The organism is Nocardiopsis quinghaiensis (genome assembly GCF_008638365.1).
Lineage (GTDB): Bacteria > Actinomycetota > Actinomycetes > Streptosporangiales > Streptosporangiaceae > Nocardiopsis > Nocardiopsis quinghaiensis.
Map to the genome: position 1 here is coordinate 32,750 of NZ_ML703340.1, position 23,445 is coordinate 56,194.

20 protein-coding genes and 3 tRNA genes are annotated in these 23,445 nt (G+C 71.8%); 17 read left to right on the forward strand and 6 right to left on the reverse strand.

Annotation, left to right across the window (positions count from 1 at the left end; translation table 11 throughout):
- The first annotated feature begins 136 nt into the window (after positions 1 to 136).
- Positions 137 to 616: a hypothetical protein gene (locus FYX01_RS03295; RefSeq protein ID WP_150237382.1), complete on the forward strand. Its 480-nt coding sequence runs from the start codon at positions 137 to 139 to the stop codon at positions 614 to 616.
- Between the two features lie 351 nt (positions 617 to 967).
- On the forward strand, positions 968 to 2,578 hold the full coding sequence (gene cimA / locus FYX01_RS03300) for a citramalate synthase (RefSeq protein WP_150237384.1): 1,611 nt from the start codon (positions 968 to 970) through the stop codon (positions 2,576 to 2,578).
- A 160-nt stretch (positions 2,579 to 2,738) separates the two neighbouring features.
- Here the strand turns inward: cimA and FYX01_RS03305 are convergent, their stop codons facing one another.
- The gene (locus tag FYX01_RS03305; RefSeq protein ID WP_150237386.1) at positions 2,739 to 3,533 is read right to left on the reverse strand and encodes a DUF3152 domain-containing protein; all 795 of its coding nucleotides are present in this window, start codon (positions 3,531 to 3,533) and stop codon (positions 2,739 to 2,741) included.
- Between the two features lie 346 nt (positions 3,534 to 3,879).
- Between FYX01_RS03305 and FYX01_RS03310 the strand changes: the two genes are divergently transcribed.
- From FYX01_RS03310 to FYX01_RS03345, 8 genes are all read left to right on the forward strand, one after another.
- Positions 3,880 to 4,680 carry a fumarylacetoacetate hydrolase family protein gene (locus tag FYX01_RS03310; RefSeq protein ID WP_150237388.1) on the forward strand — a complete coding sequence of 267 codons (801 nt, stop codon included), beginning with the start codon at positions 3,880 to 3,882 and terminating at the stop codon, positions 4,678 to 4,680.
- A 106-nt stretch (positions 4,681 to 4,786) separates the two neighbouring features.
- Complete coding sequence (locus FYX01_RS03315; RefSeq protein WP_150237390.1) at positions 4,787 to 5,806, forward strand: GDSL-type esterase/lipase family protein; 1,020 nt, start codon at positions 4,787 to 4,789, stop codon at positions 5,804 to 5,806.
- 70 nt (positions 5,807 to 5,876) lie between these two features.
- The gene (gene gltX / locus FYX01_RS03320; RefSeq protein ID WP_150237393.1) at positions 5,877 to 7,322 is read left to right on the forward strand and encodes a glutamate--tRNA ligase; all 1,446 of its coding nucleotides are present in this window, start codon (positions 5,877 to 5,879) and stop codon (positions 7,320 to 7,322) included.
- Positions 7,323 to 7,457: 135 nt separating this feature from the next.
- Positions 7,458 to 7,529 (forward strand) — tRNA-Gln (locus tag FYX01_RS03325).
- A gap of 52 nt (positions 7,530 to 7,581) precedes the next feature.
- A tRNA-Glu gene (locus FYX01_RS03330) sits at positions 7,582 to 7,654 on the forward strand.
- Between the two features lie 109 nt (positions 7,655 to 7,763).
- Positions 7,764 to 7,839 (forward strand) — tRNA-Glu (locus FYX01_RS03335).
- Between the two features lie 249 nt (positions 7,840 to 8,088).
- Complete coding sequence (locus tag FYX01_RS03340; protein WP_150237395.1) at positions 8,089 to 8,352, forward strand: hypothetical protein; 264 nt, start codon at positions 8,089 to 8,091, stop codon at positions 8,350 to 8,352.
- Between the two features lie 187 nt (positions 8,353 to 8,539).
- Positions 8,540 to 9,460 (forward strand): helix-turn-helix transcriptional regulator, encoded by a 921-nt coding sequence (locus FYX01_RS03345; RefSeq protein WP_150237397.1) that lies wholly within the window; start codon positions 8,540 to 8,542, stop codon positions 9,458 to 9,460.
- Positions 9,461 to 9,526: 66 nt separating this feature from the next.
- On the opposite strand, the gene FYX01_RS03350 is transcribed toward FYX01_RS03345, so the two are convergent.
- Positions 9,527 to 10,213: an IclR family transcriptional regulator gene (locus tag FYX01_RS03350; RefSeq protein WP_150237537.1), complete on the reverse strand. Its 687-nt coding sequence runs from the start codon at positions 10,211 to 10,213 to the stop codon at positions 9,527 to 9,529.
- A gap of 152 nt (positions 10,214 to 10,365) precedes the next feature.
- On the opposite strand from FYX01_RS03350, the gene leuC reads away from it, so the two are divergent.
- From leuC to FYX01_RS03365, 3 genes are all read left to right on the forward strand, one after another.
- Complete coding sequence (leuC, locus tag FYX01_RS03355; RefSeq protein ID WP_150237399.1) at positions 10,366 to 11,772, forward strand: 3-isopropylmalate dehydratase large subunit; 1,407 nt, start codon at positions 10,366 to 10,368, stop codon at positions 11,770 to 11,772.
- 23 nt (positions 11,773 to 11,795) lie between these two features.
- Positions 11,796 to 12,392: a 3-isopropylmalate dehydratase small subunit gene (gene leuD, locus FYX01_RS03360; protein WP_150237401.1), complete on the forward strand. Its 597-nt coding sequence runs from the start codon at positions 11,796 to 11,798 to the stop codon at positions 12,390 to 12,392.
- 362 nt (positions 12,393 to 12,754) lie between these two features.
- Positions 12,755 to 13,036 carry an HU family DNA-binding protein gene (locus tag FYX01_RS03365; RefSeq protein WP_017576946.1) on the forward strand — a complete coding sequence of 94 codons (282 nt, stop codon included), beginning with the start codon at positions 12,755 to 12,757 and terminating at the stop codon, positions 13,034 to 13,036.
- A gap of 244 nt (positions 13,037 to 13,280) precedes the next feature.
- Here FYX01_RS03365 and cofC read toward each other — a convergent pair whose 3' ends face one another.
- The gene (gene cofC / locus FYX01_RS03370; RefSeq protein ID WP_150237403.1) at positions 13,281 to 13,973 is read right to left on the reverse strand and encodes a 2-phospho-L-lactate guanylyltransferase; all 693 of its coding nucleotides are present in this window, start codon (positions 13,971 to 13,973) and stop codon (positions 13,281 to 13,283) included.
- 223 nt (positions 13,974 to 14,196) lie between these two features.
- On the opposite strand from cofC, the gene FYX01_RS03375 reads away from it, so the two are divergent.
- From FYX01_RS03375 to FYX01_RS03390, 4 genes are read left to right on the forward strand one after another with little or no spacing between them, the layout of a single operon-like run.
- A complete protein-coding gene (locus FYX01_RS03375; protein ID WP_150237405.1) occupies positions 14,197 to 15,054 on the forward strand; it encodes a lysophospholipid acyltransferase family protein in 858 nt (285 codons plus the stop codon).
- An 8-nt stretch (positions 15,055 to 15,062) separates the two neighbouring features.
- Positions 15,063 to 16,118 (forward strand): NAD(P)H-dependent glycerol-3-phosphate dehydrogenase, encoded by a 1,056-nt coding sequence (locus FYX01_RS03380; RefSeq protein ID WP_150237407.1) that lies wholly within the window; start codon positions 15,063 to 15,065, stop codon positions 16,116 to 16,118.
- 11 nt (positions 16,119 to 16,129) lie between these two features.
- Entirely contained in the window at positions 16,130 to 17,353 is a 1,224-nt protein-coding gene (locus FYX01_RS03385) for a trans-sulfuration enzyme family protein (protein ID WP_150237409.1), read from the forward strand.
- Between the two features lie 57 nt (positions 17,354 to 17,410).
- On the forward strand, positions 17,411 to 18,535 hold the full coding sequence (locus FYX01_RS03390) for a D-alanine--D-alanine ligase family protein (protein ID WP_150237410.1): 1,125 nt from the start codon (positions 17,411 to 17,413) through the stop codon (positions 18,533 to 18,535).
- Positions 18,536 to 18,821: 286 nt separating this feature from the next.
- On the opposite strand, the gene FYX01_RS03395 is transcribed toward FYX01_RS03390, so the two are convergent.
- The 3 genes from FYX01_RS03395 to cydD form a co-directional block, all read right to left on the reverse strand.
- On the reverse strand, positions 18,822 to 19,664 hold the full coding sequence (locus tag FYX01_RS03395) for an EI24 domain-containing protein (RefSeq protein WP_150237412.1): 843 nt from the start codon (positions 19,662 to 19,664) through the stop codon (positions 18,822 to 18,824).
- Positions 19,665 to 19,754: 90 nt separating this feature from the next.
- The gene (gene cydC / locus FYX01_RS03400) at positions 19,755 to 21,524 is read right to left on the reverse strand and encodes a thiol reductant ABC exporter subunit CydC (RefSeq protein WP_150237414.1); all 1,770 of its coding nucleotides are present in this window, start codon (positions 21,522 to 21,524) and stop codon (positions 19,755 to 19,757) included.
- Positions 21,521 to 23,284 carry a thiol reductant ABC exporter subunit CydD gene (gene cydD / locus FYX01_RS03405; RefSeq protein WP_150237415.1) on the reverse strand — a complete coding sequence of 588 codons (1,764 nt, stop codon included), beginning with the start codon at positions 23,282 to 23,284 and terminating at the stop codon, positions 21,521 to 21,523. Before cydD ends, cydC begins: the two co-directional genes overlap by 4 nt.
- Between the last annotated feature and the right edge of the window lie 161 nt (positions 23,285 to 23,445).

The window sequence follows — 23,445 nt, forward strand, 5'->3', positions numbered from 1 at the left end:
GCCGCGGGGTCGGCGCACCCCCAAGACGGGCTGGACCACCTGGTTCTCGGGTGATCCGGCGGGCCGCCCGGACCCCGTCCGGGCGGCCCGCCCTGTTCCTCTCCCCTTCCCCCGTCTCCCAGGAGTGCCCGTGCCCATGTCCATGCCCTGGCCCGCGCGCTGTGCTCTGGCCGCCGGGGTCGGCCTGGTGGTCGGAGGCTTCGTCTACGGCACCATGGAGGTCGTCTCCGCGCTGCCGTCCTCCGGGCCCGTCGCGCCCTCGGACTCCGCGGACCCCGGTGCCGGCGAGCCGACGGAATCCGAACGGCGCACTGTGTCGCTGCTGCCCGGACCCGCTGAGGAGGCGGAGACGCCGGAGGAGGCTGAGGCCGTGGGAGGCTCCGGCGGCTCGGCCGCAGCGGTCGACCCGGGCACGGAGGGGACCGCCGGCGGGACTTCGGGCGGGACCGCTCCCGGGAGCGGTGCGGACCCGCGCGGGAAGATCCTGGAGGAGCTCCTGAACAGCCCACAGCCGCGCCCGCCGATGGAGCCCCTGGTGGACCAGGAGGACATCGACGCCGAACGCGAGTCCGTGGAGGCGGAGGTCGAACCGGAAACGGTCGGATCCCCTCCGTAGGATGTCCCGGAGCGCCCTGGCGGTCACTGCGGCGACTGACGGTCCACGCTTCCCGGCTCGTCCGCGAGGGGCGGGCGGGAGCTTCCGGAAAGTGCCTGGCAGGGCACCGGTTATGTCCGGTGTGAGGAATTCGTATCTCGAATGCTGGGACAATTGGCCGTTGAGCACCGGAAACTCCGACACCGTGTGGCACACTGACTTCATGCCGTCTCAGGTTCTCATTATCGTGAGGCGCGCTGGCTGACCATCGGACCTCGCCAGCGCGCTGACCTCTCGTGTCCACGAGGGGTCTTTTTTGTTGGCGGGATCCGGTCGGCCACACCACAGCATCCACCTTCGGGAGTTCCGCCCATGAGGGACGACAGTTTCCACGTCTTCGACACCACGCTGCGCGACGGGGCCCAGCGCGAGGGGATCAACCTGCGGGTCTCCGACAAGCTGGCCATCGCGACGCTGCTGGACGAGTTCGGGGTGGCGTTCATCGAGGGAGGGTGGCCGGGGTCGAACCCCAAGGACACCGAGTTCTTCCAGCGCGCTTCACGAGAGCTGACGCTGGAACACGCGCGACTCACCGCGTTCGGCGCGACCCGCCGTGCCGGTGTGAGGGCCGCCGACGACCCACAGGTGGCCGCCCTGCGCGACAGCGGCGCATCGGTCGTCACTCTTGTCGCCAAGAGTGACGACCGGCACGTCGAGCGCGCACTGCGCACGACCCTCGACGAGAACCTCGCCATGATCGCCGACACGGTGTCCCACCTGTGCGAACACGGCCAGCGCGTGTTCGTGGACTGCGAGCACTTCTTCGACGGATACCACCACAACCCCGACCACGCGCTCGACGTGGTCCGCGCCGCCGCCGGGGCCGGGGCCGACGTCGTCGTCCTGTGCGACACCAACGGCGGCATGCTCCCCACCGACATCACACGCGTCGTCACCGAGGTCCGCGAGGCCACCGGCGCGCGCCTGGGCATCCACGCCCAGGACGACACCGGCTGCGCCGTCGCCAACACCCTCGCCGCCGTCGACGCGGGCGCCACCCACGTGCAGTGCACCGCCAACGGGTACGGCGAGCGGGTGGGCAACGCCAACCTGTTCTCCGTGGTCGGCGCGCTCACCCTCAAGCGCGGCCAGGAGGTCCTGCCCGAGGGCTGCCTGGCCGAGATGACCCGTGTGGCCACCGCCATCGCCGAGATCGTCAACCTCGCCCCCGACACCCACCAGCCCTACGTGGGGGTGTCGGCCTTCGCCCACAAGGCCGGGCTGCACGCCTCGGCCATCAAGGTCGACCCCGACCTGTACCAGCACACCGACCCCGGGCTGGTCGGCAACACCATGCGCATGCTCGTCTCGGACATGGCCGGCCGCGCCTCCATCGAGCTCAAGGCCCAGGAGCTGGGCCTGGACCTGTCCGGCGACCGGGCCCTGTCGGGCCGGGTCGTGGAGCGGGTCAAGGGCCTGGAACTGTCCGGCTACAGCTTCGAGGCCGCCGACGCCTCGCTGGAGCTGCTGCTGCGCGAGGAGCTGGGGCAGCCGGTCCGCTACTTCGACACCGAGTCCTGGCGGGTCATCACCGAACGCCGTCCCCGGAGCGGCGCCAGTCCCCTGTCCAGCGACTACGAGAGCGTCACCGAGGCCACCATCAAACTGCGGGTCAAGGGCGAGCGCGTGATCGCCACCGCGGAGGGCAACGGCCCGGTGAACGCGCTGGACCGGGCACTGCGCAACTCCATGGAGGGGGTCTACACCGCGCTGGCCGGGTTGGAGCTGACGGACTACAAGGTCCGCATCCTGGAGGGCACCTCCGGTACCAACGCGATCACCCGCATCCTCATCACCTTCGGCGACGGGACGGGGGAGTGGACCACGGTCGGTGTGGGCCCCAACGTCATCGACGCGTCGTGGGTCGCGCTCGAACAGGCCGTCACCTACGGGCTGCTCCGGCAGGGCTATCCGCAGAGCTGAGGGCCGGGCGGGCCCCCGCCGCGGGGCCCGCGCAGGCTCCGCGGCGGGCGGGGCCACTCGTTCCCGGGCCGCTACCCGAGGTGGCGACACCCACCCTCGTGCGGCGAGGAGGCCGCGAGCGCCGGGGCCGGCCCCGGCGGGATCCCGGTTCCCGGGGGCGTCAGTCCTCGGAATCGTTCTCCGGGTTGACCCAGCCGTTGCGCTCACAGCCCTGCAGGTCCAGGGTCTGCTGCTGCATCACCGGGGCCAGTTCGCCCTCCCCGGGGCAGTTCACGTGGCCGCGGCCCAGGGTGTGGCCCACCTCGTGGTTGATCAGGTAGATCCGGTAGGTCCTCAGGTCCTCCTCGAAGTGGGGGACGCCCGCCACCCAGCGGTTCTGGTTGATGATGGCCCGGTTGCCGTTGGCGCAGGACACGTATCCGTTGGTGTTCAGCGGGGCGCACATCCGGTCCACGGTGTCGGGGGCGGCCAGGAGCACGCGGATGTCGGCGTCCTCGTCGTCCACCCGCTGCATGGAGCGCTCGGCGTCGTCGCGCCAGCTGCGCGGGTCGCCCAGGACCTTCTCCACGGAGGCCACGAAGTCCTCGGCCTCGCCGGGCAGACCGTCCTCGACCTCCACGGCGAAGGTCGTCAGCGGTCCCTCGCCCATGACCTCGCTCTCACCCTCCATGACGCTGAGATCGCCGTCGGCGCTGTCGACCTCCTCCTCCACCGAGCGGAGCAGGACCGGGGGCTCGGCCTCCTCCTCGGAGTCCTCCTCCGGGGCGGGGGAGGCGGTGCTCTCCGCCGACTGTTGCGTGCGCCGGTCGTCGGAGCTGTCGGGAACGCCGTCTCCGACGGGAGCGGAGGCCGAGGTCTCGGCGGGGTCGTCGGGACCGGCCGGAGGCTCGGGCACGCTGACCATGAGCACGGCGGAGGCCCCGGAGACCAGGCACAGTCCCAGCGCCAGTCCCATCGGGTACCGGCGGTGTCGACGGTGCCGGGCACGGGGCCGGCCCGTGGGCGGAGTGGACGTGGGCACGAGGATCAACCCCTCAGCAGCGGATGACGGACCCAGCATGCCAGAGTCCGTCCCAAGGAAAGACCAAGGCAGTGTCCAGGAAAGCCAGGTGTGGCAGGGCTTTCGCCGCCTTGTGCCACATCAGGGTATTCAAGAGTGCCCGCGTGCTCATGGGATGTTTCTCGCGTGTCCCGAGCCGCCCTCGTCGGGTCTCCACGCGCCCCGTCCGGCACCGTTGGCACCCGCCGCGCCGATACCCTTCAACCGCAAGCGAGACAACAGGGCTGCTGGGAGGCATCAGGTGCGCATCGCACGGTTCGCGGCCGGTGACGAGGTCGGGTTCGGCCTGGTTCAGACCGATTCGGACAGCGGGGAGGAGTTCGTCGCGCGGCTGAGCGGACACCCCCTCCTCGGCGACATCAAGCCGACCGGCGAGCGGGCGAAGCTCTCCGACATCCGCCTGCTGTCGCCGGTACTGCCCACCAAGGTGGTCTGTGTCGGCAAGAACTACGCCGACCACGTCGCGGAGATGAGGGACATCACGGGGGAGTCCACCGACGAGCCCGTGGTCTTCCTCAAGCCCTCCACCGCCGTGACCGGACCCCACGACCCGATCTTCCACCCCGAGATCTCCGAGCGGGTCGACTACGAGGGCGAACTCGCCATCGTCATCGCCCGGCCCTGCCGGGAGGTGCCGCGTGATCGGGTCAAGGACGTCATCCTCGGCTACACCGTGGCCAACGACGTCACCGCCCGCGACCTGCAGAAGAAGGACAAGCAGTGGACACGGGCCAAGGGCTTCGACTCCTTCTGTCCCATCGGTCCCTGGATCACCACGGGTATGAGTATCGAGGAGGCACAGGACCTGGCCATCACCACCACCGTGGACGGCCAGATCCGGCAGGAAGGACGAACGTCACAGTTCATCCATGACATCCCGGACATCATCGCCCACGTCTCCTCCTTCATGACGCTGCTTCCGGGCGACATGGTCCTCACCGGCACGCCCGCCGGCGTGGGGCCGGTCGAGGTCGGACAGGAGGTCTCGGTGACGGTGGAGCGGTTGGGCACCATCAGCAACAGGGTGGTCGCCCGGGACTGAACCCGGATCCGGGCGCGGTGGAGGACCGCGCCCGGACGACCGCGGGACCGCCGGTGCCCGGCGCCGCCGGTCCCGCGAGAGAGCGGAAGAGAGCGGAAGGAAGTACGTGACCATCCCCCGACGACGCCGCACCGGCTTCCTCGCGTTCACCGGTGCGCTCGTCCTCGTGCTCGTGGCCGCGGGATCCGTCTACTGGACGGCCGTGCGCGCTGACGGCGGCCCCGAAACGGAAGCGGAGGCACCCGTGAGCGAACCGCGCCGCGTCATGTTGGCGGGCGACTCGATGACCCAGGGCGCCAACGGTGACCGGACCTGGCGCTACCACCTGTGGACCCACCTCTTCCCGCGGGTGGAGGGGCTGGACTTCGTCGGCCCCTACACCGATCCCGCCACGCGGAACATGATCCTCCCGGTGCCCACCACCGGGGACGAGGAGGTGCCGAGCCCCTCCCGGGACCCCGCCGAGGACTACCGGGAGGACGGCGCGGCCGGCCCGTCGGCCGGAGGGCCGGTGCCGACGGGGGAGCCGGAGGACGTCGTCTGGCCCGGCGCGGGCGGTGACCCGGACACCGCCGAGTACCGCGACCCCGACTTCGACCAGCAGCACAACGCCCTGTGGGGGCGCACCCTGCGCGACGCCGCCGCCTCCATCCAGGAGGAGGTCCGTGTCCACGAGCCCGACGTGCTGTGCGCCATGCTCGGTGTGAACGACCTGCTGTGGCCGGTCAGCATGGACGAGATGGAGTACCGCCTGCGCGGCTACGTGGAGTCGGCCCGCAAGGGCGACCCGAACCTGCGCGTGGTGCTGGCCGAGGCCCTGCCCATCGCCCTCGCCGACTCCGACGAGGGCTTCGGCCTGCGTCTGTACGCCTACAACATGCTGGTCCGCGAGGTCGCCGCCGACATGTCCACGGAGGAGTCGCCGGTGACCAGCCTGGACATCGCGGGCAAGGAGGGCTGGGACGTGTCCGGCGACACCTACGACGGCACCCACCCCAACGCGGGAGGAGAGGTCAAGATCGCCGCCGCGTTCGCCGACGCCCTGGCCGACGCGTACGGGTTCGGTGAGGCCTATCCCCGGCCCCTGCCCCTGCCCTCGGCTCCGGCGGGGGCCACCGAGGGGTGAGCGGGACGGGGACGGGCGGGGAGCAGCGGATTCCCACGGGTCCCCGCGCACCGCGGATACCCTGGGGCGCGTGACTGAGACTTCGATTCGTACCCGCTTCGCCCCGTCCCCCACGGGCATGTTCCACGTCGGCGGCGCACGTTCCGCCCTCTTCAACTGGGCGCTGGCACAGCAGCGGCCCGAGGGCCGCATGGTGCTGCGCGTCGAGGACACCGACGCCGCCCGCAACCGCCCCGAGTGGACCGAGGGCATCGTCCGCGCGCTGGCCTGGCTCGGCATCGGCGAGGACGACCCGCACTTCGAGGGGCCCTACTTCCAGTCGGACTACGCCGACAAGCACCGAGAGACCGCGCAGAAGCTGTACAAGAACGGCCGCGCCTACTACTGCGACTGCACCCGCGAGCAGGTGCAGGAGCGGCGCGACAACCCCAACCTGGGCTATGACGGGTTCTGCCGCGACCGCAACCTGGCGCCCGGCCCGGGCCGGGCGCTGCGCTTCCGCGTGCCCGACGGCGGCCCCACGGTCGTGGACGACCGGATCCGCGGCCAGGTGGAGTTCGACCACTCCTCCATCGAGGACTTCGTGATCGCCCGCGCCGACGGTTCGCCGCTGTTCGTCCTGGCCAACGTCGTCGACGACGTCGAGATGCGCATCACCCACGTCGTCCGTGGCGAGGAGCACCTGTCCAACACCCCCAAGCAGCAGCTGCTGTGGGAGGCGCTGGGCCTGACCCCGCCGGTGTGGGCGCACCTTCCGGTCATCGTCAACGAGCAGCGCAAGAAGCTGTCCAAGCGCCGCGACAAGGTCGCCCTGGAGTCCTACCAGGAGGAGGGCTACCTGTCCGAGGCGATGGTCAACTACCTCATGCTGCTGGGTTGGGCACCGGGCGACGACCGCGAGATCATGCCCTGGTCGCAGATGCAGCCGCTCTTTCGCGTCGAGGACGTCAACAGCTCCAGCGCCTTCTTCGACGAGAAGAAGCTGCGTGCCTTCAACGGCGAGTACATCCGTGCGCTCACCGTCGAGGAGTTCGTCGAGCGCTGCCAGCCGTGGCTGACCGGCGACGCCGCCCCGTGGGACCCGGCCGACTACGACCCGGAGGTCTTCGCCGCCGTCGCCCCGCTCGCGCAGAGCCGCGTGGCGGTGCTCGGCGAGATCGTGCCGAACGTGGACTTCCTGTTCCTGAAGGAGCCCGTGGAGGACGAGAAGAGCTGGTCCAAGGCGATGAAGCCGGGCGTGGGCGGGGAGATGCTGCAGGCCGCCCTGGCCCGCTTCGCCGATCCCGAGCTGTCCTGGACCGCCGAGGCGCTCAAGGCCAGTACCGAGGAGGCCGGCGCGTCGCTGGGCCTGAAGCTGGGCAAGGCGCAGGCCCCCGTACGCGTCGCGGTCACCGGCCGCACCGTCGGTCTGCCGCTGTTCGAGTCGCTGGAGCTGCTCGGACGTGAGCGCGTCCAGGCGCGGCTGGCGGCGGCCCTGGAGAAGCTGGGCCCGGAGGAGGACACCGCCGGAGCCTGAGCCCGCAGGGGGTGGTCGGCACCACAGGCCGGCCACCCCGATTTCGGTTCGCGACCACTCGGAATCTCCGCTAGAGTTATCCACGTCGCCGAGGGGGACAGGGCAGCGAAGAGCTACCAGGTCCTCCCGAAGCATTGGGCTATGGTGTAATCGGCAGCACGACTGATTCTGGTTCAGTTAGTCTAGGTTCGAGTCCTGGTAGCCCAGCGCAGGTTCGCGGGAATCCGCGGACGGCACGGGCCGGAAGGCCCGAACATGCGCCCCCGTCGTCTAGTGGCCTAGGACGCCGCCCTCTCAAGGCGGTAACGGCGGTTCGAATCCGCTCGGGGGTACGTACAGGGAGAAGCTCCCACTCACGTGGGGGCTTTCTTTCTGGCCGGTGTGCGTCACCGGCGTCCGGTTCGAGCGGGTGTGTGACCGCGTTCCGCTCAGACCAGTCCGGCCCCCGTCGTCTAGTGGCCTAGGACGCCGCCCTCTCAAGGCGGTAACGGCGGTTCGAATCCGCTCGGGGGTACCAGTGGGGCTCCATCCTTCGGGATGGGGCCTTTTTGTGTTTCCCGCCTCCGGTCCTGCTCCTGGCGCCCGTGCCCCGAGTGTCCGGGCCGCCCGCATCCGGACGGCCCCTTGGTGGAGCGAGCGGCCTTCTGGAATGCTGATGAGGACGATGCCCCGGACTCCCGTCCCGTCAGAACGTCTGGAGAGTGGGTTCAGCTGTGCCGGACACCGGTTTTTGGCCCTGCGCCCGTCTCCTGTGGGGAGCGTGCGTGTGACGGGCAAGGAGGTCAGCCCCGCGGACCATCCCGACAAGGTGATCCGCAAGGTGCTCAAGGAACTGCGTCAGGCCGGGTGGAAGCTCCACAAGGAAGGGCACTGGGGGCGGTTGTACTGCGGCTGCGGGTGTCTGACCATCCCGGTCCCCGGGACTCCGAAGAGCGGGGAGCAGGCCGCACACCGTATCCGGTGGCAGGCGCGGTCCTGTCCGCTGCCCGAGGACGATCCGCGCCGGCGCCCGGGTGACGCGCGCCGGTAGGCGGAGCCCGGTCCGGCCGGACCGCGGTCTGGCGGGGCGCCCACAGCCCGGCTCGTCGGGACGCCCACGAAGGGTGGGGCCGAGCGCGTTGACGTATGTCAACACCGGATGCGATCCTGGGCGCACCCGGTTTGGGGACACTCATGTCCGGGGCCGCGCGGTCAGCGCGGCGGAAGGAGGGCGGTCTGTGACCGAGTACGAGTTCATCTTCGTCGTGGACGGGTTCAGCCTGGACGACCATGACGAGATCGAGACCCTCGGCGAGGAACTCGGCGCACTGGTCTCCTCTTTCCACGGGGTCCTGAGGATGTCCGTCTCCGGCGAGGGTGAGAACGCCGTGGCGGCCGCCCAGTCCGTGGTGAAGAGCGTCCACAGGATCGTCCCGGCGATGAGGTTCGTGCGGCTCCACCGGGATCTCGTCGGCGTCTCCGACATCGCCGAGCTGACCGGGCGCACCCGCCAGAACGTCGACCAGTGGGTCCGTGGGCAAAGGCATGACGGAGCCCCCTTCCCACGCCCCGAGGCGGTCGTGGGGCGCTCGCTGGTCTGGCTGTGGTCCGAGGTCGACGAGTGGCTGCGGGAGATCGGTCTCGACGACGGGCTGAACTGGCCCTCGCGGGACGAGATGACGGAGATCGACTGGAGCCTGAAGAACCTCAGGCCGGTGCGGCTGAACCTGGTGTTCGACCGGGTGAGGGAGGACGTGCGGCGCCTGGCCGGTCGGCTGGCCGAGCACGCGCGCACGAACCAGCGGTTCGTCCGTTACCTGGTGGGCAACCCGCAGGTGCGCGACGAGCGCGGAAACTACACGGTCCTCGTGTGCTCGCCGAGGAACGAGGCCGTCGACGTGTTCCGCCGGCTGGACTCCTTCCCGCATCCGGTGGTGCTCGCCACGGTGAACGGCAAGCGGATCCACGCCTTCGTCATGGAGAGCGGCGAGGACGCGGACGGGGAGACCACCGAGCTGGTGCCCGGGATGACCGTGCGCGACTGGCTGGGGATGATCGCCCTGTCGCCCGAGCGCGGGTTCACCATCGCGTCGGAGGGCGGGACGGCGAGGACGGTGACGATCGCGGCGAGGTCGCCGATGGACCTGGTCGGCGCCTGACCGGCCGGACACGCGCCCACGCTCCACGGGCGCGTGACCGAGGCCCGCCGGACGCCGCGCCGGTCCTCAGCGGGCGCCCTCGTAGGTGTGCAGGGACTCGCTGATCTTCTCCGCCGCCGACAGCACAGCCTGTGAGTGGATGCGCCCCGGGGAGCGGGTCAGCCGCTCGATCGGTCCGGACACCGACACGGCGGCGATCACGCGCCCGCCGGGGCCGGACACCGGCGCCGACACCGACGCCACGCCCTGCTCGCGCTCTGCCACGCTCTGGGCCCACCGCCGGCGGCGCACCTGGGCCAGGCTGGCCGCGGTGAAGCGGGCCCCCACGAGGGAGCGGCGGATCCGGTCGGAGTCCTCCCAGGCGAGCAGCACCTGGGCGGCCGAACCGGCGTTCATGGGCAGCTCGCTGCCGACCGGCACCGTGTCGCGCAGGCCGCTGCTGCGCTCGGACGCGGCCACGCACACCCTCAGGTCGCCCTGGCGGCGGTAGAGCTGGGCGCTCTCCCCGGTCAGGTCCCGCAGCTGCACCAGGACGGGGGAGGCCACGGCCAGCAGCCGGTCCTCGCCGGTGGCGATGGAGAGCTCGCCCAGACGCGGACCCAGGACGAAGCGGCCCTGGCTGTCGCGGGTGACCATGCGGTGCCGTTCGAGCGCCACGGCCAGGCGGTGGGCCGTCGGCCGGGCCAGACCGGTGATCTGTACCAACTGGGCCAGGGACGCCGGTCCCGACTCCAGGGCGTCGAGAACGGACATTGTCTTGTCCAGGACACCGACGCCGCTGGATGAGCTAGAGTTGTCCATGGCTTGATATTGCCGTCTCGAAATATGGAATGCAAGTCGAGCCGCAGTCCGCGCGGGGCACCACACGAGACGCGCCCGAGATGACACGAGAGAGGCGACCGCCCATGGCACGCACGATGGCCGAGAAGGTCTGGGAGGAGCACGTCGTCCGACGTGCCGACGGCGAGCCGGACCTGCTCTACATCGACCTTCACCTCGTCCACGAGGTGACCAGTCCCCAGGCCTTCGAGGGCCTGCGCCTGGCGGGCAGGTCCGTGCGCCGTCCGGACCTGACCATCGCCACCGAGGACCACAACGTCCCCACCCAGGACCTGCTCGCCCCCATCGCCGACCCCGTCTCCCGCAAACAGGTCGAGACGCTGCGCAAGAACTGCTCCGACTTCGGTGTGCGCCTGCACCCGATGGGCGACATCGACCAGGGCGTCGTACACGTGGTCGGCCCCCAGCTGGGCCTGACCCAGCCCGGTATGACCGTCGTCTGCGGTGACAGCCACACCAGCACCCACGGGGCGTTCGGCGCTCTGGCCTTCGGTATCGGCACCAGCCAGGTCGAGCACGTCCTGGCCACCCAGACCCTGACGATGGCCCCCTTCAAGACCATGTCCGTCACCGTCGACGGGACGCTCAAGCCGGGTGTCTCGGCCAAGGATGTCATCCTCGCGGTCATCGCCAAGATCGGCACCGGCGGCGGCCAGGGCTACGTCATCGAGTACCGGGGCGAGGCCATCGAGGCCCTGTCCATGGAAGCCCGCATGACGGTGTGCAACATGTCCATCGAGGCGGGCGCCCGGGCCGGCATGATCGCGCCGGACCAGACCACGTTCGACTACATCGAGGGCCGTCCCCACGCTCCCAAGGGCGCGGACTTCGACGCCGCCGTCGAGCACTGGAAGAGCCTGCGTACGGACGAGGACGCGGTCTTCGACGCCGAGGTCGTCCTGGACGCCGACGAGCTCAGCCCGTTCGTCACCTGGGGCACCAACCCCGGCCAGGGCGTGTCGCTGGACGGCTCCGTGCCCGACCCCGCCTCCTTCGAGGACCCCTCCGCCCGCGCCGCCGCCGAGAAGTCCCTGGCCTACATGGACCTCGAGGCCGGGACGCCGATGCGCGAGGTGAGGGTGGACACCGTCTTCCTCGGCTCGTGCACCAACGGCCGTATCGAGGACCTGCGGACCGCCGCCGAGATCATCCGAGGCCGCAGGGTCGCCGAGGGCGTGCGCATGCTCGTCGTCCCGGGCTCCATGCGGGTCAAGGAGCAGGCCAACGAGGAGGGCCTGGGCAAGGTCTTCGAGGAGGCCGGGGCCGAGTGGCGCGAGGCGGGCTGCTCGATGTGCCTGGGCATGAACCCCGACCAGCTCAAGCCCGGAGAGCGCAGCGCCTCCACCTCCAACCGCAACTTCGAGGGCCGCCAGGGCCGCGGCGGACGCACCCACCTGGTGTCGCCGCAGGTCGCCGCCGCCACCGCGGTGCGCGGCACGCTGTCCTCGCCCGCCGACCTGGTCGCCCAGTAGCGCGCACCCGTAAGGAGACTCCCATGGAGAAATTCGACGTCCACACCGGTCGGGCCGTGCCGCTGCGCGCCAGCAACGTCGACACCGACCAGATCATCCCGGCCGTCTACCTCAAGCGGGTCAGCCGGACCGGCTTCGAGGACGGGCTGTTCGCCGAGTGGCGCAAGTCCGACCCGGACTTCGTCCTCAACCGCCCCGAGTTCGAGGGTGCGTCCGTACTGGTGGCCGGACCGGACTTCGGTACGGGCTCCTCGCGCGAGCACGCCGTGTGGGCGCTGCAGGACCACGGCTTCAGGACCGTGCTGTCCTCGCGCTTCGCCGACATCTTCCGCGGCAACTCGCTCAAGGGCGGCCTGCTGACGGTCCTGCTGCCGCAGGAGGTCATCGACCGGCTGTGGGAGGCGGTGGAGGCCGACCCCGCGACCGAGATCACCGTGGACCTGGTCGAGCGCGAGGTGCGCTCCCCCGCGGCGAACGTGCGGGAGCCCTTCGAGTTGGACGACTACACCCGCTGGCGGCTGCTGGAGGGTCTGGACGACATCGCTCTGACCCTGCGCCACACGGACGACATCGGAGTCTTCGAGGAGACCCGCAAGTCCTGGCTGCCCGTGACCCTGTAGACACGGAAGGCGTGCGCGGATCGGGTTCCGGGCCGGGGATCCAGTCCTGTGTGACGCAGGACACCCCCGGCCCAGAAATATTTTACCTTCACTTGGAGTGAGCGCTCGCTTACGGGTCTTCTGTCCTTAAGCTCGGCGTGTCCAACGCCCGGAATCCGGTTATACGTAGGCATTTGAGGTTCACAGAAGGGGTCAAAAGGGACTGGAGTGGAAGGTGCCACCGGTCCGGACCAGAGCTCCTCCGTGACTGCTCCGCAGGTGGGGACAGCCTCCGACACGCCTTGTCCGCAGGCGTTTGTATTTGTGTAAGGACCTCTGTTTCCCCTAATTTCGTGCGAGCAAGGGGGAACCGGAGGAACCTTATGAACAAGCGTGACCTGATCGACGCGATCTCCGATCGTCTCGGAGACAAGAAGACCGCGACCGAAGCGGTCAACGCTGTGCTCGAAACCATCCAGACCACCGTGGCGTCGGGTGACAAGGTCGCCATCACGGGCTTTGGAGTATTCGAGAAGTCCGAGCGTGCGGCTCGTACCGCCCGCAACCCCGCCACCGGCGCCACCATCAACGTCCCCGCGAGCTTCGTACCGAAGTTCCGCGCTGGCGCTGACTTCAAGGCCCTGGTCAACGGCGACAAGAAGTAGCCCGCCACCGCACAGCGACGGGTCGAGTCCGCCCGGGTCCCTCAGGGGCCCGGGCGGAACTTTTTTCGGACGCGGCGGCGCCCAAGGCCGCCGGAAGCGCCCTCAGGCGCCTGGAGCGCACCCGCGGCCCCCGCGCCCGCCGCCCGGTGGGGGAGGGGCGCCCCCGGGCCGGGAGAGCGCGATGTCGCGCCGTGCAGGGCGAAGCATCCGGGGGCGCGGCCCCGGAGACGGCCCCGGACGGGGCTCAGGGCGTGTTCTGCGGGCACAGGCCCCCGCCCACCAGCTCCCACAGCGCCAGCGTCCTCGGCCCCACACCCAGCGCCACCGCGGCGCGCAGGTCCTCGGGGGTGTCCACGTCGCGCCGTACCGAGGCCACGTCCGGGACCACCAGCTCCCGGGTGCCCCCGGACAGGTGACGGGCGCGCGAGGCCCCCTCGAAGGCCGGGGCGAGCGGGTGTCCGGGCGTCGCGGCGAGCAGCGTCGTGCCCACCCCGGGCGTGTCCGGCAGGAAGGACCTCCCGTGTCCGGAGGCCGCGGCCAGGACCCGCTCCAGCTCCTCCGGGCGCAGCGCGGGCAGGTCCGCGGACAGGGCGCACACCCCCGACCCGGGCAGGCGCCGACGTGCGACCGCCGCTCCGTGCGCCAGCGCGGGGTTCAGCCCGGTGCCGGGCTCGCCGCCGACCACCGCCGCGCCCAGATCGGCGAGTGCGGCGCCCGCACGCGGGTCGTCGGTCACCGCGAACACCGCCGAGACCCCGGAGCAGCGCAGCGCGGCGGCGACCGTGTCACAGGCGATCGCCAGCGCCAGGTCCTCGCGGCGGCGCCCCACGGCCGGGGCCAGCCGCGACTTGGCGCGGTCGAGGTGCTTGACTGGGACGATCAGGGACCAGCGCGCCCCGAGGCGCGGCGCACCGCCCCGTTCTCCGAAGCCGGTCACGGTTCCCCCGGGACATCGATACGGGCATGACAGTGACGAGGGTAGGCGGTCGGGGTCCGCGCGGTGCGGGCGCTCCGGGGCGTGCCGGGATCCCGTCCCACCAGGCGGCGCGAACGCAGCCCGAACAACGCACAGCAGGGCATACACCTGCGGACGCGTCCTAGACTGAACCGGTTGTGCTGCGAGGCCCGAACGGGCCCGGAGTGATGGAGTGAGGAGTCCCGTGGCCAAGCAACGAGAATCGCGGTGGGTGAAGGCGGTCGTCTCCCGGGTCGTCCGGTTCGTTCTGTGGTTCGTCACCAAGCCGGACTGGAAGGGCACCGAACACGTCCCGGACCGGGGCGGGGTGATCATCGCCGCCAACCACCTGTCGCTGGTGGACCCGCTGACGGTGGCCCACTTCCTCTACATCGGCGCCCGGCGCTGGCCGACCTTCACGATGAAGGACGCGATCATGCGCATCCCCGTGGTGAGCGCGGTGGCCCGGAGCACCGGCCAGATTCCCGTCAAGCGCAACAGCACCGACGCGGTCAAGGCGCTCCACGAGGCCGAGCTGGCGCTCACCCGCGACGAGGCGTCGGTGATCTTCTACCCCGAGGGCACCTGTACCCGGGACCCGAACCTGTGGCCGATGACCGCCAAGACCGGTGTGGCGCGGCTGGCGCTCACCGCGGGCGTGCCGGTCGTGCCGGTGGCGCACTGGGGCGACCAGAACATCCTGCCCTACGGCTCCAAGAGGCCCCGCCTGTTCCCCCGCAAGCGCCTGGAGTTCAGGGCCGGTCCGCCGGTGGACCTGTCCCGGTTCCGGGACCAGCCGCTGACCGGGTCGGTCCTCAAGGAGGCCACCGAGGTGATCATGGCCGACATCACGGCCCTGCAGGCGCAGATCCGCGGCGAGGAGCCGCCCGCGGTCCCCTACGACCTGAAGAGGGCGCGCGCCGAGGCCGCCGAGGCCAGGCGAGCGGAGCACCAGGCCGGTGGGGCCGCCGACGGCGCGGCACCGGCCGACAGCACAGCGGCACCGGCCGACGGCCGGTCCGGACCGGCCGGCGAGAACGGAAAGAACAGCGCGGGGGCATGACGGAGCGGATGGATACCGACAACGTGAGGATCGCCGTTCTCGGCGCGGGCTCCTGGGGCACCGTGTTCGCGAACATCGTCGCGGACGCGGCCGACCTGGCCCGGCGGAGGAACCCGGACGGTCCCACCGCCGAGGTGGTCCTGTGGGGACGGCGGTCCTCGGTCGTCGACGCGGTGAACGAGACCTCTGAGAACCCGGACTACTTCCCCGGAGTCGGGCTGAACCCCCGGCTGCGCGCCACCACCGACGCAGCCAAGGCACTGGAACGGGCCCACGTGGTGGTGCTGGCGGTGCCGTCACAGACCCTGCGGGCCAACCTCATGGACTGGCGCCCCCACCTACGCGAGGACGCGGTGGTCGTCAGCCTGATGAAGGGCGTGGAACTGGGTACCAGCATGCGGGTCAGCCAGGTCATCGCGGAGGTCCTGGAGTACCCGAAGGAGCGCATCGCGGTCGTCTCGGGCCCCAACCTGGCCCGGGAGATCGCCGAGCGCCAGCCCGCCACCGCCGTGGTCGCCTGCCCGCACGAGGAGACGGCCGTGCGGCTCCAGGGCTTCTTCAAGGCCCCCTACTTCCGCCCCTACACCAGCACCGACCTGGTGGGGGTGGAGATCGGCGGCGCGATGAAGAACGTGATCGGGCTGGCGGTGGGCGTGGCCGAGGGCATGGGCTTCGGGGACAACACCAAGGCCTCCCTGATCACCCGCGGCCTGGCCGAGACCACACGCCTGGCGGTGGCCCTGGGCGCCGACGAGCACACCCTGTCCGGGCTGGCCGGGATGGGTGACCTCGTGGCGACATGTTCCTCGCCGCTGTCGCGGAACCGGACCTTCGGTGAGAAACTGGGCGCGGGCAAGACCCTCGAACAGGTCATCGCGGAGACCAGCCAGACGGCCGAGGGGGTCAAGTCCTCCGAGTCCGTCCTGGAACTCGGATGGGCCCACGGGGTCGACCTGCCGATCACCGAGGCCGTCGTCAAGATGATGCACCACGACCTGAGCCCGGCCGAGGCGCTCGCGGCCTTCATGGCGCGCACCGCCAAGCCCGAGCGCTACGGCGTCTGAGAGCGAGCACGATGTCACACACACCAGGGAACAGCGCCGGAGCCGGGAACGAGTACACCCGAGCGGTCTCCCTCCCGCAGGCCCCGGTTCCCGCCGAGCGCCCGATGCGCATGCCCGTCCACCGGACGACCACCTACGCGTTCGACACCTCCCAGGAGTACGCGGACGTGCTCGCCGGCACGCGGCAGGGATACTCCTACGCCCGCATCGACAACCCCACCGTGGACGCGTTCGCCGACGCGGTCGCGGCCCTGGAGGGCGCGGGGCTGCCGGAACCGGTGCGCGGACAGTCCTTCGCCTCGGGCATGGGAGCGCTCAGCACGGTGTTCATGGCGCTGACGGAGGCGGGCGCGCACGTGGTGGCGTCGCAGTCCATCTACGGGAACACCCACTCGCTGCTGGACGGACTGCTGCGCCGGTTCGGCGTGCGCACCGACTTCGTGGACATCACCGACCTGGACGCGGTGCGCGCCGCCGTGGGGCCCGACACACGGATGGTGTTCACCGAGACGCTGTCCAACCCCGCCATGACCGTCTCCGACCTGCCCGGCCTGGCCCGGATAGCCCGCGACGCCGGTGCCGCGCTGGTCGTGGACTCCACGTTCGCCTCCCCGGCCGTGTGCCGCCCGCTGGAGCACGGGGCCGACGTGGTCGTGCACTCGGCCACCAAGTACATCGGCGGCCACAGCGACACCACCGGCGGCGTGGCCGTGGCCCCGCCGTCCCTGATCGAGCGCATCCGCTCGGCGCGCGTGGACCTGGGCCCCTGCCTGGCTCCCGACGAGGCCTACCTGCTGCACCGGGGTCTGGAGACCCTGCCGCTGCGGGTGCAGCGCCAGTGCGAGAGCGCCGCGGTCTTCGCCGCCGCGCTGGAGGGCCACCCCCTGGTGGAACGGGTCGACCACCCCTCCCTGGAATCGCACCCCCAGGCGGTGCTGGCGGACAAGCTCTTCGACCAGGGCCGGTACGGCGCGGTCGTGACGGTGCACCCGCGCGGCGGTAAGGAGGCCGGGATGGCCTTCGCCGACCGTCTGCGGGTGGCGACCATCGCCGCCTCGCTGGGCGGCACGCACACGCTGGCGGGGCACGTCGCCTCCACCTCCCACCGCAACATGAGCGCGGACGAACTGGCGGCCGCGGGCATCTCACCGGGCGCGGTGCGGTTCTCCATCGGGTTGGAGGACCCCCGTGACCTCGTCGAGGACGCCCTGGCGGCCCTCGGCGGAGCACGGTGACACGCGACGGTTCCTCCCGTTCCGGTTCCATTCACAGGCGAGATAGGGTCAGGCAGCATGTCGTCCGAGCAGCGCAAGATTCGGGTCGCCGTCGTCTTCGGCGGACGTAGTTCCGAACACGAGATCTCCTGCGTCACCGCGGGCAGCGTGCTGTCCGTCATCGACCACGACCGCTACGAGGTCGTGCCGGTCGGTATCACGCGCACGGGCAACTGGGTACTGACCCCGGGCGACCCGGAGCTCCTGCGCATCGACGCGGGGACCAAGGCGCTGCCGTCCGTGCCCGAGGACGGCGCCGACCTGGCCCTGCCCTTCGACGCGGCGGGCCAGCTGATGGTGGTCGACCCGGCCAGGGGCCCCGAGCGGCTGGCCGGCGTGGACGTCGTGCTGCCCCTGCTGCACGGGCCGTTCGGCGAGGACGGCACCATCCAGGGCCTGTTCGAGATGATGGGCGTGCGCTACGCGGGCGCCGGCGTCTTCTCCAGCTCCGCCGCCATGGACAAGGTCTTCATGAAGGCCATGCTGCGCGGCAACGGCATCCCCACCAGCGACTTCGTGCCGATCTCGGACCGCCAGTGGCGCAACGAGCGCAAGCGCGTGCTGGACGACGTGGCCGCCCTGGGCGCCACCGTGTTCGTCAAGCCCGCCCGCGCGGGCAGCAGCGTGGGCATCAGCAGGGTCGGCGACTCCTCCGACGCCGACGCGGTGGTCGCCGCCGTGGAGGCCGCCCGCGAGCACGACCCCAAGGTGCTGGTGGAGGCGCAGGTCGTGGGCCGCGAGATCGAGTGCGGCGTTCTGGAGTCCGAGGACGGCGGGACGCCCGACGTGTCCTTCCCGGCCGAGGTGCACGTGGCCGACGGCTTCGACTTCTACGACTTCGAGGCCAAGTACCTGTCCACGAGCAGCCTGACCATCCCCGCCCGGATCCCGGAGGAGGCCACGGCGCGGCTGCGCGCGATGGCCGCCGACGTGTTCGAGGCGATGGGCTGCGAGGGCCTGGCCCGCGTGGACTTCTTCTACACCGAGAGCGGCGAGATCCTCGTCAACGAGCTGAACACCATGCCCGGGTTCACCCCGGCCTCGGCCTTCCCGCAGATGTGGGGCGCCACCGGTGTGGACTACGCGACGCTCGTGGAGCGGATGATCTCCTCCGCGCTGCGCCGTTCCCCCGGCCTGCGCTAGGCGTGTTCTCTTTGGGCCTCCGCTTCGCTTTGGCCCGTGTTCGGGCGTCCGGAGAACGGGAACCTTCGGCGCCTACGGTGAGACGGCTCGTTCCTCGCAGTCTCACCTCCGACGCCTCCAGAACCCCGTGGACGCCCGAACCAACCGCCTGGGGCTGGGACCCAGCGTAGGAACAGGCCCGATGGCGGGCGGCCGCCCGCCATCCGTGTTCTCGTGAAGGCCTGTGGGGAGCGGCCCGGGCACGACCTCGGGGCCCGGGCCACCGGGCACGCGCCGGCTCCGGGGGTCAGGCTCGGGGACCGCCCGGGCCGCCCGGGACCGGTCCGCCGGAGGCGTTCGGACCGGGTACGGCGCCTCCGCGACCCGGCTGGTGCGGGGTCGCGGGGACCAGGTCGCGGGTGAGGAACACCGCGCCCGCGACGGCGGCGGGGAACACCAGGACCGCGAGGAACGGGATCGCCAGCAGGAAGTACGTCGGCACCGCGAAGCCCAGTACCCGCATCCGCCGCGTTCCCATGTGCCGGCGCCGCTCGCGGATGGTCAGCAGCCTCCGGCGGTCGAACGCGCTCGTCAGCAGCTCGATCGCCAGCAGCCACCCGCCCAGCAGGGCGGCCAGCACCGGACCGACCACCTGGCCCGCCAGCGGGACGAAGCCGATCGCGAACACGGCCACCGTCACGAGCAGGGACATCGCCACGATCACCAGCGACTGGCGGATCGACCGCCACACCGACGCCATCAGCGACTCGTCCAGCTCGCCGGGATCGTCGCCCAGCTCCTTCTCCACCAGTTCGGTGACCTTGTCGTAGACCGGTCCGCCCAGGGTCAGCGTGACCGTCGTGAACGCCACCACCATCAGCAGGAACGACCCGGCCAGGACCGCCACGGACAGGGCGCCGCGCACCAGTCCCCGCCACACGGGGTCCCAGCCGTCGGCGAAGGGGGTCGCCCAGCCGACGATGTCGGTCAGGTTCACCACCAGGAGCACGAACAGCGCCAGGAACAGCAGCGACGTGATCAGCGCGGGCAGGGCGGCGAGCATGAACAGGCGTGGCCTGCGCAGCAGCAGGGTGAAACCGCGCAGGAGGGTACCGACACCACCGAAGAACTCACGAACATGATTGGCCACGGGGGAACACTAGGGCAACCAGGGCCCGGTGTCAGATCCGGGTGCGGGGCCCGTCCCCCCGCCGTGCCCGGCCGTCCGGCGGGGCGGGGGTCAGCCCGCGGCCACGTCGCGGTACCACCCCTCCTGGCGGGACAGCTCCTCGTGTGTTCCCCGCTGCAGCACCCGTCCGTCGCGCACCACGTAGATCCGGTCCACCCGGTCCAGGCCCGTCAGGTCGTGCGTGACCAACAGGGTGGAGAACCCCTCGACGGCGGCCAGCAGGTCCTCCACCACCGCGTCGCGCGTGTCCGGATCCAGGTGGGCGGTCGGCTCGTCCAGCACCAGCACCCGGGGCGCCGCCAGCACGGCCCGGGCCAGCGCCAACCGCTGCACCATCCCACCGCTCAGTCCCAGACCGTGCGTGCCCACCTGCGTGTCCAGCCCTCGGGGCATCGCCGCCACCTCGTCGGCCAGCCGCGCGCGCCGCAGCGCCTCCCACAGCTCCCCGTCATCCGCTCCGGGCCGGGCCAGCCGCAGGTTCTCCCGCAGCGTCGACGCGAACACGTGCGGATCCTGCGGCACCCCAGACACCAGCCCGCGCACCTCGTCCGCCGGGTACGCGGTGACGTCCTCCCCGCCGATCTCCACGAGTCCCCCGTCCGGGTCGCGAAAGCGCAGCAGCACCGACGCCAGCGTGCTCTTGCCGGCACCGCTCGGCCCGATCACCGCCACCGTCCAACCGGCGGGGACCTCCAGGTCCACCCCGTCCAGGGCCCACGGCTCCTCGGGCCCGTACCGCACCCGCAGGTCCCGTATCCGGACCGTCGCGTCGCCCCTGGTGTCCAGGCCCGTGCGGGTGGGCGGTGCGGTTCCGGCCGGGGTGTCCAGAACCCCGAACAGCCGGGCCCCGCCGGCCCGGATCGCCCCCATCCTGGCCGCCACGGCGGGCAGCGGCGCCACGATCTCGAACGCCGCCAGCGTCGTCAGCACCATCACCGCCAGGGACACCGCGTCCAGCGCGCCGCCCTCCACCGCGGCCACGCCCAGGAAGAGGGCGCCCCACACGGTCAGCCCGGTGATCAGCGCGCTCGCACCGGCGCCCAGCCCCAGCAGCGCCGAGTCCCCGCGCGCCAGGCGGGTCAGTTCGGCGTCGGCCGCGTTCACCCGCTCCACCTGACGCTCCATGGCGCCGTAGGCGACCAGGTCCGGTGCCCCGTGCAACGTGTCCACCAGCGCCGTCGACAGTTCCCCGCGCGCTCCGGCCTGACGCCTGCCCGGTCCCCTGCCCAGCGCGGCGGCGGCCAGCGGCACCGCGAACCCGGCCAGCAGCAGGCCCGCCGCCAGCAGGATTCCGCCCGGCGCGTGGAGAACGGTCAGGAACAGGACCGTGGCACCGCCCGTCACCACCGAGACCAGCGGCGGCGTCAGCCCGCGCACCAGAAGGTCGAGGGTGGCCTCAGTGTCGTTGACCAGCCGGGACACCAGGTCGCCGGACCGGAAGCGGCCGAACGGCTCGGTCGCGGCGAGCCGCTCGTAGACCCGTACCCGCACCTCGGCGAGCGTGCGGAACGCGGCGTCGTGGGTGACCAGCCGTTCCAGGTAGCGGGCGACCCCCCGGCCCACCCCCAGCGCGCGGGTGGCGACCACGGCCACGCCGAGCGCGGTGATCGGCGGGTGGTCGGCGGCGATGGCCAGCATCCACGCGGCCAGGCCCAGCAGGGCGATCCCCGCGCCGGTCGCGGCGGCGCCCAGCAGCACGCCCAGCGCGAACCGGCTTCCGCGCGGCCGGGCCAGGGCGATCATCCGCAGCAGCGGGTCGCGGCGGCGCTCTCGCCCGGGTACCGGGAGCGGTTCGGCGGGGACGGTGGTGTCGGCGCTCATCGTGACACGCTCCCTTCCTGGGTGGGCAGCGGCAGCGACGCGGTGCGCAGGGTGTCGCCGAAGGCCTCGCGTGCCCAGCCGCTGTCATGGGCGACGATGACGGCGGTCCGGCCCTCCAGGAGCCGGGTGACGGCCGTGCGTACCGCTGCCGCGTTCTCCGGGTCCAGGTGGGCGGTGGGCTCGTCCAGCAGCACCAGCGGTGCGTCCCGGCACATCGCCCGTGCCAGGGCGATCCGCTGCCGCTGTCCGGCCGACAGCCGCGCGCCGCGCTCGCCGAGCCGGGTGTGGTAACCGTCCGGGAGCGCGGAGACGAAAGCGTCGGCCTCGGCCAGCCGCGCCGCCTCGCGTACCCGGTCCATGGAGGCCTCCGGCGCGCCCAGCCGGATGTTGTCGGCCACGGACACGTCGAACAGGTAGGGGTGCTGGGGCACCCAGGCGGTGCCCAGCCGCCAGTCGTCGGCCGGGACAGCGTCCAGCGGTTCCCACCGCCCGCCGGGCGCGCGCACGCTGATCCGGCCCCGTGTGGGTTCGGTCAGCCGCAGCAGCAGCGACAGCAGGGTGGTCTTGCCCGCGCCGCTGGGGCCGGTGAGCAGCAGGTGTTCCCCGGCCCCCACCTCCAGGTCCAGTCCGGAGAGCGCGGGTACGTCCCGGCCCGGGTGGAGCAGCTCCACGCCCTCGAAGCGGATGTCGCCGGCGGCGGCGGGCGCCGGCCGACCGGTGGCCGGGGGAGGGGCCGGAACCCCGCCGGTCCCCTCCCCGGGCACTCCGCCGGCCGCGTCGCGTCCGCGGTCCAGTTCGGCGAAGACCTGCTCGGCCGCGGCCACGCCCTCCACGCTCGCGTGGAACCGGGCGCCCACCTCGCGCAGCGGCAGGTACGCCTCCGGCGCCAGGATGAGCACCAGCAGCGCCGTCTGGTAGTCCATGTGGCCGCCCAGCAGGCGCAGCCCCACCTCGACCGCGACCAGCGCCACGGCCAGGGTGGACAGCAGCTCCAGGGCGAACGCCGACAGGAACGCGATCCGCAGCGTCCCCATCGTCGCCCGACGGTGCTCCTCGCCCACCCCGCGGAGGATGGACGCCTGTGCCTTGGCCCGGCGGAACACGGCCAGGGTCGGCAGTCCCTCCACCACGTCGAGGAAGTGTCCGCCCAGACGGCTCAGCATCCGCCACTGCCGCTCGGTGCGCTGCTGCGTGTGCACCCCGATCAGCGCCATGAAGACCGGGATCAGCGGCAGCGTCACCAGGACGACGGCCCCCGAGATCCAGTCCGCCCAGAACACCACGACCAGGACGGCGAGCGGCACGATCGCGGCCAGGACCAGCTGGGGCAGGTAGCGGGCGAAGTAGTCGTCGAGCGCGTCCAGGCCTCGGGTGGCCAGGGTGACCAGCTCGCCCGCCCTGGGCGGTCCCTGGTCCGTGTCGGAGCCGGGCTGGGCCGTCCACACCCTGCCCGACCCGGTCACGTGTGCCACCAGGCGGCGGCGCAGCTGCGACTTGGTGCGCGCCGCGCTGTGCAGCGCGGAGGTCTCGGCGAGGTAGGACAGCAGGGCCCGGAGCACGGCGATGGCCGCGACCGAGCCGACCACCCAGCCCAGGGTGTCCAGCCCCTCGCCCCGCCAGGCACCGCTGATGGCGCGGGCGAGCAGCCAGGCCTGGGCCAGGATCAGGCCGGTGATGAGTACTCCGCTGGCCACGGAGACGGCCAGGTGCGTCCGGACCGCGCCGGCGGTGCGCACCAGGCGCGGGTCAAGGGGCTTCATGCGCGCGGGACCTCATGGCATCGTCTCGATCGTCTCGGCCGGGTGTGCGGGTGCCCGGTGCGGTTGTGGGGCCTCGTGGCGGCACGGTGCGGGTCCGGGGGCCGGGGCGGGCGATGGCCCCGGTGTCCACCCGGACCCGCGTACCGGCCGGACGCCCCGTG